The sequence below is a fragment of the Corynebacterium frankenforstense genome, from assembly GCF_030211955.1.
GTDB classification, from domain to species: domain Bacteria; phylum Actinomycetota; class Actinomycetes; order Mycobacteriales; family Mycobacteriaceae; genus Corynebacterium; species Corynebacterium frankenforstense_A.
Genome location: NZ_JASODI010000020.1, coordinates 30,892 through 44,291, shown reverse-complemented (window position 1 = coordinate 44,291; position 13,400 = coordinate 30,892). Strand labels below are relative to the sequence as shown.

The 13,400-nt window shown below is 72.1% G+C and carries 10 protein-coding genes; 2 read left to right on the top strand and 8 right to left on the bottom strand.

Features of this window, described 5'->3' with window-relative positions:
* Window positions 1–76: 76 nt before the first annotated feature.
* The 8 genes from QP119_RS09850 to upp form a co-directional block, all read right to left on the bottom strand.
* The gene (locus tag QP119_RS09850; RefSeq protein WP_284775762.1) at window positions 77–3,490 is read right to left on the bottom strand and encodes a pyruvate carboxylase; all 3,414 of its coding nucleotides are present in this window, start codon (window positions 3,488–3,490) and stop codon (window positions 77–79) included.
* A gap of 189 nt (window positions 3,491–3,679) precedes the next feature.
* Window positions 3,680–4,828, bottom strand: coding sequence for a bifunctional 2-methylcitrate synthase/citrate synthase (locus QP119_RS09845; protein ID WP_284775760.1), 1,149 nt, complete (start codon window positions 4,826–4,828; stop codon window positions 3,680–3,682).
* 97 nt (window positions 4,829–4,925) lie between these two features.
* Window positions 4,926–5,852, bottom strand: coding sequence for a methylisocitrate lyase (gene prpB, locus QP119_RS09840; RefSeq protein ID WP_284775758.1), 927 nt, complete (start codon window positions 5,850–5,852; stop codon window positions 4,926–4,928).
* Entirely contained in the window at window positions 5,852–7,366 is a 1,515-nt protein-coding gene (gene prpD, locus QP119_RS09835) for a 2-methylcitrate dehydratase PrpD (RefSeq protein ID WP_284775754.1), read from the bottom strand. Before prpD ends, prpB begins: the two co-directional genes overlap by 1 nt.
* A 321-nt stretch (window positions 7,367–7,687) precedes the next feature.
* On the bottom strand, window positions 7,688–9,124 hold the full coding sequence (locus QP119_RS09830; protein ID WP_284775752.1) for an NAD(P)H-quinone dehydrogenase: 1,437 nt from the start codon (window positions 9,122–9,124) through the stop codon (window positions 7,688–7,690).
* 209 nt (window positions 9,125–9,333) lie between these two features.
* Window positions 9,334–10,539, bottom strand: a complete 1,206-nt coding sequence (locus QP119_RS09825) for an amidohydrolase (protein WP_284775751.1) — start codon at window positions 10,537–10,539, stop codon at window positions 9,334–9,336.
* Between the two features lie 138 nt (window positions 10,540–10,677).
* On the bottom strand, window positions 10,678–11,268 hold the full coding sequence (locus QP119_RS09820) for a helix-turn-helix domain-containing protein (RefSeq protein WP_284775749.1): 591 nt from the start codon (window positions 11,266–11,268) through the stop codon (window positions 10,678–10,680).
* Between the two features lie 102 nt (window positions 11,269–11,370).
* Window positions 11,371–12,015 (bottom strand): uracil phosphoribosyltransferase, encoded by a 645-nt coding sequence (upp, locus tag QP119_RS09815; protein ID WP_284775748.1) that lies wholly within the window; start codon window positions 12,013–12,015, stop codon window positions 11,371–11,373.
* Window positions 12,016–12,074: 59 nt separating this feature from the next.
* Between upp and QP119_RS09810 the strand changes: the two genes are divergently transcribed.
* Window positions 12,075–12,401, top strand: a complete 327-nt coding sequence (locus QP119_RS09810; protein ID WP_284775746.1) for a hypothetical protein — start codon at window positions 12,075–12,077, stop codon at window positions 12,399–12,401.
* A complete protein-coding gene (locus QP119_RS09805) occupies window positions 12,398–13,393 on the top strand; it encodes a C40 family peptidase (protein WP_284775745.1) in 996 nt (331 codons plus the stop codon). The genes QP119_RS09810 and QP119_RS09805 overlap by 4 nt, the downstream gene beginning before the upstream one ends.
* Window positions 13,394–13,400 lie beyond the last annotated feature (7 nt).

Here is a 13,400-nt window from a genome sequence, read left to right as displayed (position 1 = left end):
CATCCCCGCCGGGCGGCGTCTCTGTCCGGGCCGTACGCCTCAGCGGCCGGACCGGGCCGCCGGGCGCCCGGCGCCGTCAGGCGATCTCGACGATCAGGTCACCGCCCTCGACCTTGGTGGCCTGCTTGATCACCACGCGCTCGACGGTGCCGTCGACGGTGGCGGAGATGGAGGCCTCCATCTTCATCGCCTCGATCACGGCGACCTGGTCGCCGGCCTTGACCTCCTCGCCCTGCTCGACGGTCACCGTGACCACGCCGGCGAACGGCGCGGGCACCTGGCCCTCGACGGACGGGTCGGCCTTCTCCACCGAGGAGGTCACCGACTCGACCGAGTGGTCGCGCACGCGCAGCGGGCGGACCTGGCCGTTGACGGTGCAGACCACCGAGCGCATGGCCTTCGCGTCGGGCTCGCCGACGGCGTCGAGACGCACGGTCATGCGCCGCGAGGAATCCGGAATCTGGATGACGCGCTCGACGCCCTCCTCCAGACCGTAGAAGAACTCGCGGTCCTCCAGGCGCGAGACGTCGCCGTAGCGCTGGCGGTGCTCGGCGAAGTCCTTCGCGGGCTTCGGGAAGAGCAGGCGGTCCAGCGTCTTGCGGCGCGTGGCGCGGTCCTTGGAGTGCAGGGCCTCGGAGTCCTCCGGCTCGAGGTCCTTGAGCGGGTCCGGGCTCTCCTTGCGTCCGGCCAGGGCCTTCTCGCGCAGCTCCTCGGGCCAGCCGCCGGGCGGGGTGCCCAGCTCGCCGCGCAGGAACGCGATGACCGAGTCCGGGATGTCGTGGGCCTTCGGGTCCTCGGCGAACTCGGCGACGGTCACGCCGCTGCCCACCAGGGCGAGCGCCAGGTCACCGACGACCTTCGAGGACGGGGTGACCTTGGTCGGGCGCCCCAGCAGCTCGTTGACGTCGGCGTAGGTGTCCTCGATGAGCTCGAAGCGGTCGGCCAGGCCCAGGGCCGTGGCCTGCGCGCGCAGGTTGGACAGCTGCCCGCCCGGGATCTCGTGGTGGTAGACGCGCCCGGTCGGGCCGGGCACGCCGGCCTCGAAGGGCTTGTACAGGGCGCGCACGGCCTCCCAGTAGGGCTCCAGGTCGCAGACGGCCTGCAGGTCCACGCCGGTGTCGCGCCAGGTGTTGGCGAAGGCGGCCACCACCGCGGACAGCGAGGGCTGCGAGGTGGTGCCCGACATCGGGGCGCTGGCGGCGTCCACGGCGTCCGCGCCGGCCTCGGCGGCGGCCAGGTAGGTCGCCAGCGAGCCGCCGGCGGTGTCGTGGGTGTGCACGTGCACCGGCAGGTCGAACTCGTGGCGCAGGGCCTTGACCAGCTTCTTGGCCGCGGCCGGCCGCATCAGGCCGGCCATGTCCTTGATGGCCAGGATGTGCGCGCCGGAGTTGACGATCTGCTCGGCCAGGCGCAGGTAGTAGTCCAGCGTGTAGAGGTCCTCGTTCGGGTCGGTCAGGTCGCCGGAGTAGGCCATGGCGACCTCGGCGACCGTGGTGCCCGTCTCGAGGACGGCGTCGATGGCCGGGCGCATCTGCGAGATGTCGTTGAGCGCGTCGAAGATGCGGAAGACGTCCACGCCGCTGTCGGCGGCCTCCTGGACGAAGGCCTTGCAGACCTCGTCCGGGTACGGGGTGTAGCCGACGGTGTTACGCCCGCGCAGCAGCATCTGGATGTTGACGTTGGGCATCGCCTGGCGCAGGTCGTCCAGGCGCACCCACGGATCCTCGTGCAGGAAGCGCATGGCCACGTCGTAGGCCGCCCCGCCCCAGGCCTCGACGCTGAACAGGTTCGGCGTCATCCGGGAGACGGCACGGGCGGCCGGGATGAGTGCCTCGCCGCGCACGCGGGTGGCCAAAAGCGACTGGTGGGCGTCGCGGAAGGTGGTGTCGGTCAGCTTCAACGCGTCCGACTTGCGCAGCCGGCGGGCGAACTCCTCCGGGCCGTACTGCAGCAGCTCGTCGCGCGAGCCGCGCGGCAGCGGGGCGGACTCGTCGAGCTCGGGCAGCTTCAGCCGCGGGCGCACGGCCTCGAAGGGCTCGCCGTGCGGGCGGTTGACGGTGACCTCGGCGAGGTACTCGAGGATGCGGCTGGGCTCATCGTCGACCGGCGGGGCCTGCAGCAGCCAGGAGTGGTCGGCGATGAAGGAGGTCGAGATCCGGTTGTGCTGGAAGTCGTCCTCGTGCAGCAGGGCGCGCAAAAAGCCGATGTTGGTGGTCACACCGGAGACGTCGAACTCGGCGAGCGCACGCTGGGCACGGGCGACGGCGGTGGCGAAGTTCGGCCCGCGGCAGGTCATCTTGACCAGCATGGAGTCGAAGTTCGGGGTGATCTCGCCGCCGAGCTGGGCCGCGCCGTCGAGGCGCACGCCGGCGCCGCCCGGCGAGCGGTAGGAGGTGATGGTGCCGGTGTCGGGCCGGAAGCCGTTGTTCGGGTCCTCGGTGGTGATGCGGCACTGCAGGGCCGCGCCCGAGGTGTGGATGTTCTCCTGGCGCAGGCCCAGGTCCTCGAGGGTGGCACCGGCGGCGATCTGCATCTGCGACTTGACCAGGTCGACCTGGGTGACCTCCTCGGTCACGGTGTGCTCGACCTGGATGCGCGGGTTCATCTCGATGAAGACGTGGCGGCCCTCGCGGTCGACGAGGAACTCGACGGTGCCCGCACCCTGGTAGCCGATGTGCTCGCAGAAGCGCACCGCGTCGGCGCAGATCTGCTCGCGCAGCTCCGGGTCGAGGTGCTGGCCCGGGGCGATCTCGACGACCTTCTGGTGGCGCCGCTGCAGGGAGCAGTCGCGCTCGTAGAGGTGGATGACGTTACCGGCGGTGTCGCCGAGGATCTGGACCTCGATGTGCTGCGGGTCGATCACGGCGCGCTCGACGTAGACCTCGCCGGAGCCGAAGGCGGCGGCCGCCTCGCGGGAGGCCTCCGCGGCCAGCTCGCGCAGCTTGTCGGGGCTCTCGACGAAGCGCATGCCGCGCCCGCCGCCGCCGGCGACGGCCTTGACGAACAGCGGGTACTCGCGGCCCTCGGCGTACTCGACGATGGTGTCGATGTCGTCGGAGGCCGGCGAGTCGTCCAGGATCGGCAGGCCGGCCTCGGCGGCGGCCTCGACGGCGGCGGCCTTGTCGCCGGTCAGGTCCAGGACCTCCGGCGGCGGGCCGATGAAGGTGATGCCGTTGTCCGCGCACGCGCGCGCCAGTGCGGCGTTCTCGGAGAGGAAGCCGTAGCCGGGGTAGATCGCGTCGGCGCCGGTCTTCTTGGCGGCGCGGATGATCTCCTTGATGTTCAGGTAAGCCTTGACCGGCGAGTCGTCGCGCCCGATGCGCACGGCCTCGTTGGCGAAGGAGCGGTGGAAGGAGTTGCGGTCCTCCGCCGGGTAGACCGCCACCGTCGAGGCGCCGACCTCGTAGGCCGCGCGGAACGCGCGGACGGCGATCTCCCCGCGGTTGGCCACGAGGATCTTCTCAAAACTGGGGGTGTTTTCGGATACCACGGGGCATCGGTCCTTTCTCCGTGAGCCCGGCGCGCAGGGCCCGACCGCGCGCCTGCAGATTGTGCGCGTGAATACGCGTACTCCCAAAAGTGTAATCAAACACTCTGAAAGGCCGGAAACGGCCACCCCTCACACGACGTCGCCCGTGGTGCGCGCACCACGGGCGTCGGAAATCACGGGGTGAATGAATCAGCGCTTCGCGTCCGCGACGGCACGCTGCTCGGGGCCGTTGTAGGCGGACAGCGGGCGGATCAGCGAGTTGTTCTCGAACTGCTCGACGATGTGCGCGGTCCAGCCGGCCAGGCGGGCGACCACGAAGATCGGGGTGAAGAAGTCCGTGGGGAAGCCCAGGATGTGGTACGCGGGGCCGGCCGGGAAGTCCAGGTTGGGCTTGATGCCGGTGCGCGCGTCCATGGCCTCCTGCATGTTCTCGTACATCTCGACCCACTTCTCCTGGTCGTGACGGCGGGCCAGCTCGCGGAAGGCCTTCTCCATGCTGGGCACGCGCGAGTCGCCGCGCTTGTAGACGCGGTGGCCGAAGCCCATGATCAGGTCCTTGGCGTCCAGGCGGGCGTTGACCCAGTCGGCGGCCTTGGCCGGGTCGTCGATCTCCGCCATGGCGTGCATGACGAACTCGTTGGCGCCGCCGTGCAGCGGGCCCTTGAGCGCGCCGACGGCGCCGGTGATCGCGGAGTAGGTGTCCGAGCGCGTGGAGGTGATCACGCGCGCGGTGAAGGTCGAGGCGTTGAAGGAGTGCTCGGCGTAGAGGATCAGGGACTGCTCGAAGGCGCGGATGTCCTCCGGGTTCGTCGCCGGCGAGCCCTCCTCGGTGCCGAAGACCATGGTCAGGAAGTTCTCAGCCACGCCCTTGTCCGGGTCCGGGGCGATCACGCCCTTGCCGGCGCGGCGGCGGATGTCCAGGGCGATGGCCATGGGCAGCTGGGCCTGCAGGTGGTGGCCGACCAGGCGGATGTGGTCGGAGTCCGGGGTGAACAGCTCCGGGTCCTTGGTGCCCAGGTAGCTCACGGCGGTGCGCACGACGTCCATCGGGTGGCAGGTCTCCGGCAGGGAGTGCACGGCGGCGACCAGGCCCGGGTCGAGCTCGCGGTAAGAGCGCCCGGCGGCGTTGTGCTCGGCGAGCTGCTCGGCGGTGGGCAGCTCCCCGTTCCACAGCAGGTAGGTGACCTCCTCGTAGGAGCAGTTCTCCACGAGGTCCTGGACGGGGTAGCCGCGGTAGGTCAGGGAGTTCGTCTCGGGCATCACCTTGGAGACGGCGGTGTAGTCGGCCAGCACGCCGGCCAGGCCCTTGTAGATCTTCTGCTCGTTCTGCTCGGTCATGGTCGTGGTTCCTCTCGTGTTCCGCCGGCCGGGCGGCCGGGGTGACCGGCCGGTGAGGCCGGGCGGATGTGGTTCCTTGCGGTTGCTTACGGTCCTGTCAGTTGCTCGGGTCGTAGTTCTCGCGGGAGTAGGCGGACACCGACTGGTCGAAGTCGTTGTACTCGGCGTAGCGCAGCAGCTCGTAGAGCCGGGCGCGGTGCTGCATGCGGTCGACCCAGCCGGTCTGCGTGCCGCTCTCCGCGATCTCGCCGAGGGCCTTTTCGACCTGCCCCATGGCGATGCGCAGCGTGGTCACCGGGTAGATCACGGCGTCGTAGCCGAGCTCCTCGAGGCGGCCGGCGGGCAGCAGCTCGGTCTTGCCGAGCTCGGTCATGTTGGCCAGCAGCGGCACGTCCGGCACAGCCTCGCGGAAGCGGGCGAACTCGTCCTCGGTGTGCAGCGCCTCGGTGAAGATCAGGTCGGCGCCGGCGTCGCGGTAGGCCTTCGCGCGCTCGATGGCGGAGTCGATGCCCTCCACCCCGGCGGCGTCGGTGCGCGCGCAGATGACGAACTCGCTGTCGCGGCGCTCGCGCACGGCCGCCGAGAGCCGGCGGACCATCAGGTCGGCGGGCACGACCTCCTTGCCGTCGAGGTGGCCGCAGCGCTTGGGGTTGACCTGGTCCTCGAAGTGGCAGCCGGCCACGCCGGCGTCCTCGAGCTCGGAGACGGTGCGCGCGGCGGACATCGGCTCGCCGAAGCCGGTGTCGACGTCGACGAGCACGGGCAGGTCGGTGGCCCGGGCGATCTGGTGGGAGCGGGCGGCGACCTCGGTGAGCGTGGTCAGGCCGATGTCCGGCAGGGCCAGGTCGGCGGCGACGACGGCGCCGGAGACGTAGACGCCCTCGAAGCCGGCCTCCCCGATCGCGCGGGCGACCAGCGGGGAGAACGCGCCGGGCAGCCGGGCGATCGACGGCCCGGACAGCGCCGCACGCAGGCGGCGGCGCCGCTCGGTGGGGGTGATCTGCGAGGAGTAGAGGCCGGCCATCAGAACAGCCCCTCCGGGGTCTCGGGGGCCTCGGCGAGCTTCTCGGCGCTCAGCTCGATGTTGAGCTCGCCGAGGTCGTCGAGCTCGGGCAGGGCCTGGGCCGCCTCGAGGAAGCGGTCCTGCTCGGTGTCGTCGACCACGCCCTCGGCCAGGGTGCGGAACTTGGCGATGTACTGCCCGCGGGCGAAGGGCCGGTTGCCGCCCGGGTGGGCGTCGGCCAGGGCCAGCTCGTCCTCGATGACGGTGCCGCCGGCAAGCGTCACCACGGCACGGGCGCCGAAGGCCTTCTCCGCCGGGTCGGTCGAGTGGTAGCGGCGGGTCCACTCCGGGTCCTCGACGGTGGAGATCTTGCGCCACAGCTCGACGGTCCCCGGGCGGTGGGCGCGCTCGGGGGCGTAGGAGCGCTCGTGGTGCCAGTCGCCGTCCTCGAGGGCGACGGCGAAGATGTACATGATCGAGTGGTCGAGGGTCTCGCGCGAGGCGTCCGGGTCGAACTTCTGCGGGTCGTTGGAGCCGGTGCCGATGACGTAGTGGGTGTGGTGGCTGGTGTGCAGCACGATGGACTCGACCTTGGCCAGGTCGCCGCCGGTGGCGTCGAGGACGCGTTCGCGCATGCGCCGGGCCAGGTCGATGGGCGCCTGGGACTGGTACTCGGCGGAGTGCTCCTTGGTGAAGGTGTCCAGGACGGCGCGCTTCTCCTCGCCCTCGGCGGGGAGCGGGACGGTGTACTCGGCGTCCGGGCCGGAGAGCAGCCAGGCGATCACGCCGTCCTCGCCCTCCCAGATCGGGGCGGGCGCGCCCTCGCCGCGCATCGCGCGGTCGGTGGCCTCGACGGCCATCTTGCCGGCGAAGGCCGGGGCGAAGGCCTTCCAGGAGGAGATCAGGCCCTTGCGGGACTGGCGGGTGGCGGTGGTGGTGTGCAGCGCCTGGCCGATGGCCTGGTAGATGGTGTCGACGTCCAGGTGCAGTAGGGCGCCCAGGCCGGCGGCGACCGAGGGGCCGAGGTGGGCGACGTGGTCGATCTTGTGCTCGTGCAGGCAGATGCCGCGCACGAGGTCGACCTGGATCTCGTAGCCGGTGGCGATGCCGCGGATCAGGTCGCGCCCGCTGGCGCCGGAGTGCTGGGCGACGGCCACGATCGGCGGGATGTTGTCGCCGGGGTGGGAGTACTCGGCGGCCAGGAAGGTGTCGTGGAAGTCGAGCTCGCGCACCGCGGTGCCGTTGGCCAGGGCGGCCCACTCGGCGGAGAAGCGCCCGGGTACGCCGAAGACGGCGGCGCCGCGCTCGGCCACGGGGTGCCCCTCGGCCTGGCGGCGGGCGACGGTGACCGGGCGGCGCAGCACGGAGGCGGCGCTGACGGCGGCGTTGTCGATGATGCGGTTGACGATCATCTCGGCCGTCTCGGCGGGCACCTCGACCGGGTCGGCGGCGACGCGCGCGATCTTGTGGGCCAGGTGCTCCTCGTAGGGGAAGTCCTCCGCGGAGCGGTGGGAGCGGACGGTGTGCTCGATCATTGCGTGGCGACTCCTCGCTTCGTGTCGGGCGGTGCGCGGCCGGTCCGGCCCCGCACGGCATGGTGTGGTGCTGCCCACCCTAAAGCATCTGTTGTGTCGCCTCTCACTTTTAGCGGGATAGTTTTCTTCGATTACCGACGTCGCACATCTCCCCCGTGCGCGCCCACCTGCGGCGTCCGGCGCGCGCGGGCGCGAAGCGCCCGCGACCGGGGGGTAACGTGACCTCGCACGGGCGCCACCGGGACGTCGTCAATCTCCCCGGAGACGCGGAAACGCCGACCCCGCCGGGGAAGGCGGGATCGGCGCTAAGGTGCCGGGAGGCTAGTCCAGGTCGTCGTGGGCGACGAGGCGGCGGGCGGCCTCGGTGATCGAGCCCGACAGCGACGGGTAGACCGAGAAGGTCTCGGAGAGGTCGGCGACGGTGAGGTTCTTGCTCACGGCGAGGGCGACCGGCAGGATCAGCTCGGAGGCCGTCGGGGCGACGATCACGCCGCCGATGACGATGCCGGAGTGGCGGCGGCAGAACAGCTTGACGAAGCCGTGGCGCAGCGAGCGCATCTTCGCGCGCGGGTTGGTCTGCAGCGGCAGGGTGATGGTGCGCGCGGAGATCTCGCCGGACTCGACCTGGGCCTGGGTGACACCCACGGCGGCGATCTCGGGGCGGGTGAACACGGCGTTGGCCACCGTCTTCATGCGCATCGGGGTAACCCCCTCGCCGAGGGCGTGGTACATGGCGATACGGCCCTGCATGGCGGCCACGGAGGCCAGCGGGAAGAGGTCGGTGCAGTCGCCGGCGGCGTAGATGCCCGGTACGTTGGTGCGCGAGACGCGGTCGACGTGGATGTGGCCGGACTTGGTCAGCTGCACGCCGACACCCTCCAGGCCCATGCCGTCGGTGTTCGGGATGGAGCCGACGGTCATCAGGGCATGCGAGCCCTCGATCTCGCGGCCGTCGGTGGTGCGCACGATGACGCCGTCGCCGGTGTTCTCGGCGGACTCGACGCGGGCGTGCTTGACCAGGTGGACGTTGCGCTCGGACAGGACGGTCTCCAGGACGTCGGCGGCGTCGGCGTCGTCGTGCGGCAGGATGCGGTCGCGGGAGGCGACCATGGTCACCTTCACGCCGAGCTCGGCGAAGGCGGAGACGAACTCCGCGCCGGTGACGCCAGAGCCGACGACGATCAGGTGCTCGGGAAGGTCCTTGAGGTTGTAGACGTCACGCCAGGTCAGCACGCGCTCGCCGTCCGGCTGGGCGCCGGGCAGGATGCGCGGGTGAGCGCCGGTGGCCACCAGCACCAGGTCACACTCGAAGGTCTTCTCCGCGCCGTCGGCGTGCTCCACGCGCACGAAGTGCGTGGCCAGCTTCCCGGTGCGCGACTCGAACTTCGCGTGGCCGTCGATGACGGTCACGCCGGCGCGGCGCATCTGGGAGTAGATGTCGGCCGACTGCTTGCGGGCGAGCCGGCGCACACGGTTGTTCAGGGCGTCGACATGGAAAGGGGCCTCCGCCGCTTTCTGGCTGAGGCCCATGTCTTCCGCGCGCCGCAGGTCGGTGAGGATGTTCGCGCCCGCGATGAAGGACTTGGAGGGCACGCAGTCGAGCACCACGGCCGAGCCGCCCATGCCGCGATCCTCGATGAGGGTGATATCGGCGCCGTACTTGGCGCCGGCGAGGGCCGCCTCGTAGCCGGCCGGTCCTCCGCCGATGATGACGATGCGCTTGGACAACGGGTTCTCCTCCGCAGTGGTTTCAGACATACCGTTTGGGGCACGACACAATTGTGCGCGTGCCCGGCGTGCTTCACAGTGATGGCAGTACGCGCCCAAGCTTAACGGAGGCCCCCGCCAACCGCCGGGCTGGGGGCATTCGAAATACGGAACTCCGGGGGTGTGCCCCCACCCCTGCACCGCGGGCGGCAGCGGGCTGGCGCGGCTGCGGCACCGCGGGCGGCGGCGGGCCGGCGGGGTTACTCGGAGGCCTCGGAGCCGGCCGTCGCCGGCGGCTCGGAGCGGTGGTAGCGGTCCACGGTGGCGGCGAAGAGGCGCACGCCCACGGCCAGGGCGCGCTCGTCGACGACCAGGTCGTCCTGGTGGAGGTCCTGCATGCGGCCCTCGCCGGACCAGCAGCCCAGGCGCGCCATGGAGCCGGGCACGTGCTCGAGGTACCAGGAGAAGTCCTCGCCGCCGCTGGACTGCGGGGCCTGGACCACCGCGTGCGGGTCCAGGGAGGTCACGGCCTCGGCGAGCATCGAGGTCGCCACGTCGTCGTTGAGCACCGGCGGCACCCCGCGGGTGTAGTGGACGTGGGCCTCGCAGCCGGTCGGGGCGACGACCTGGTGGACCATCTCCGTGAACTGGCTCTCGATCTCGCGCCAGACGCCCATGTCCGCGGTGCGCAGCGTGCCGGTGACGTTGCCCTGGCGCGGGATCGCGTTGGGCGCGTAGCCGGCGTTGACGGTGCCGAAGACGAGCACGGTGCCGGTGCGCGGGTCGATGCGCCGGGAGAGCAGGCCGGGCAGGTCGGTGACCAGGCGGCCGAGGGCGTAGACGACGTCGCCGGCCATGTGGGGCCTGGAGGTGTGCCCGCCCGGGCCGGTGACCTTGATGTCGACGAGGTCGGTCGCCGAGGTGATCGCCCCGGTGCGCAGGCCCACGCGGCCGACCTTGAGCTTCGGCTCGGCGTGCACGGCGTAGATGGCCGCGACCCGGTCGAGCGCGCCGAAGCCGATGACCTCCGGCGCGCCACCGTCGAGGACCTCCTCGGCCGGCTGGAAGATCACGCGCACCCCGGTGCGCAGCTGGTCGGCGCAGTCTGCCAGGGCGCAGGCCAGGGCCAGCGCGATCGTGGTGTGGGCGTCGTGGCCGCAGGCGTGGCAGACCCCGGTGTCCTCCGAGGCGAAGGGAAGGCCCGTGCGCTCAGTGATCGGCAGGGCGTCGATGTCGGCGCGGAACGCCAGGCGCTCCCCCTCGGCGGGCCCGATGTCGACCATCAGGCCGGTGCCGGGGAACCGCCTCGGCTCCAGCCCGTGCTCCTCGAGGCGGTCGACCAGGAACTGGGTCGTGTCCTCCTCCATGTGGGAGAGCTCGGGGTGGGCGTGGAGGTGCCGGCGCCAGGAGACCACCTCGTCGTGGTGTTCACGCAGCCAGGAGTCCACTGAGTCGATGATGCGCACGTGCGTCGCGCTGCCTTCCTACTCTCCGCGGGCCGGGGTTGCGGCTGCCCGGGGACCGGGCACAAATACTCCCCCGATCTTAGTACCCGGCGACTTCGGCCCGGGCCGTTACGGTGCGGGTTCCGCTGACTCGTCGGCTCACTCGTCCGCGCCGGGTCCGTCCCCGCCCGACCCGCCCTCGCCCGGCCAACTCTCACCCGAACGGTCCTTGCCCGACCGTCCATTACCGGGCCCGTCCATGCCCGGCACCCCGCGGCCGCCGGGGCGCGGGAAGCGTCCGGGGCGGTTGAGCCCGCGCCCGCCGCGGGTGCCCGGCCTCTTGCCCGGGTCCTTCCGGGACTCGCGCGTCTCGCGCGCCTGGTGGACGCCGAGGAGCTCGCGCTCGCGGAAGGTCAGGGTGTCGCCCTCGGCCGCCGGCCAGCGCATGTCGATGTCGAGCACGCCGGCGTCGGTGGAGCGCGGCCCCGGGGTGTGCGTGGCGTCGGGGAGGAGGACGGCCGGCGGCACGTCCAGGGCGCGGGCGACGGCGTAGACGTTCGACAGCGTCGGGTCGGTCGCGCCCTTGCGGTTGGTCTCGTTGCGCTCCCACATGCTGATGGTGTTGCGCGAAAGCCCCGAGGCCTCGGCGAGCTCCTGCTGGGTCAGCCCGCGCATCACGCGCAGCCGGCGGACCCGGGTGCCCAGGGCAAGCGCGAAGCTACGCCAATGAGGCTCCGAAGTTTTCTCCATGGCTCCAACTCTGCCCACCGCGGCGAGCATTGTCCGCCAACCATGGTGGTCACGGAGCCGATTGGGAGACGGTGCACGCGGGGGCGCACCCAGCGTGGCGGATCACATGTGGTCCAGGTCCATGTTCCGCGGGCCGTAGAGGCGGTCGCCGGCGTCGCCGAGGCCCGGCACGATGTAGGCGTCCTCGTTGAGCGAGGGGTCGATCGCGGCGGTGATCAGGCGCACCGGCAGCCCGGACTCGGAGAGGGCCTTGACCCCCGGCTCGGCGGAGACCATGCACACGGCGGTGATGTCGGTGGCGCCGTGGGCGACCAGCAGGTGGATGGCGTGCAGCAGAGAGCCGCCGGTGGCCAGCATCGGGTCGACGACGAAGACGGGCCGGCCCGAGAGGTCCTCGGGCAGCGCCTCGAGGTACGGCACGGGCTCGTGGGTCTCCTCGTCGCGGGCCAGGCCGATGAAGCCGACCTGGGCGTCCGGGATCATGGAGAGCGCCGGGTCGATCATGCCGAGTCCGGCACGGATGACCGGCACCACGATCGGCGGCTCCTTCAGGCGGGTGCCCTCCGCGGTGGCCACGGGGGTGACGGTGTCGAAGTGCTCGACCTCGAGGTCGCGGGAGGCCTCGTAGATCAGCATCGCGCCCAGGTCCGCGAGGGCGGCCCGGAAGGCGGCGTTGTCGCTGCGCGCGTCGCGCATGAGGGTCAGCCGCGAGGCGGCCAGGGGATGATCGACCACGGTGATGTCCATGGGCACAATCCTAGGTTCTCCACGGAACCGCCGAGGGGTGCGGGCCGGTCAAAGAGAGTATGGAGAAACTCACGTCCCCGCCACACACCCTCGACCTGGACACCGAATACGCCCGCGTGCTGGCCGCCGACCTCGCAGCTGGAGCGCGCGCCACCCGCCCGCTGCCGCCGGTGCTGCCCGCGACCCCCGTCTACGCGGTCTACCGCCGCGCCCTGGAACAGGCGGTGAACACCCTCGGCGAGGCCGGCGAGCGCCTGGCCGAGCGCGCCGGCAGGCTCGCCGCCGACAGCCTGCGCGCCGTAGAGGCCATAGAGACTGACGACGCCGCGCTGGGCGCCGCCCTGCCCCACGACCGGCTCGGCGCGGGCGGCGGTGAGGCGCGATGATCGACCTCGCCTCCGCCATCGCCCCGCTGGCCGCCGCCCGCCCGCCCGGGCTTCCGGGCGTGGAGACCCCCGAGCTTCCCGACCTCGCCGCGGCCGGGGCACTCGGCCCGCTGCTCGGCGGGGACCCCGAGCCCTACCTGCGTGCCGGCGCGGTCCTCGAGCAGGAGCGCGGGGAGCTGACCGGGGTGGCGGCCGAGGCCGCCGCGCTGGCCGACGGCGCGCGCCACGACCTGACCGCGCTGGTCGCCGAGACCCTCGACCGGCTCATCCGCACCGCCCTGCCCATGGCGATGCCCGGCAACCCGGTGGCACCGGCCGCGATGGCTGAGGCCATCGGCATTCTCACCGACGCCCGCCTGCGCGCCGAGGAGCGCCTTGAGCGCCTCGCCGCCGAACTCGCCCCGCTGGCCGCCCGCCTGGAGCAGGTCGCCGGCCGGGCCGCCGAGGCCTCCGAGGCCGTCCCCGAGGGCGCCTTCACCAGGCCCACGGGCCTCGACGCGGCGCCCGCCGACGCGGGCGCCGCGACTCCGGGCGGCGCGGGCGGACCCGACGCACCCGGGGCGGCAGCCGGCGCCGCAGGCGACGGTGAGCCCCACGACGCCGACGCGGTGGCCGCCGCGGCGGGCGGCGAGTCGTCGGAAAGCGGCTCCGCCCAGGGCGAGGCGGCCGTGGCCGCCGCACGCACGCAGCTGGGCACGCCGTATGTCTGGGGCGGCACGCAGCCGGGCGGCTTCGACTGCTCGGGGCTGACCCAGTGGGCCTACCGGCAGGCCGGGGTGGAGATCCCGCGCACCGCCGAGGAGCAGGCGGTGGGCCGGGCCGTCAGCGCCGAGGAGCTGCAGCCGGGGGATCTCGCCGTCTGGGACGGGCACGTGGCCATGTACGCCGGCGACGGGCAGATGATCGAGGCCGGCGACCCGGTGCAGACCAACCCGGTGCGCACCTCCAACATGGGCATGACCTTCAAGGGCTTCTACCGTCCGACGGGCTGACCGAGCG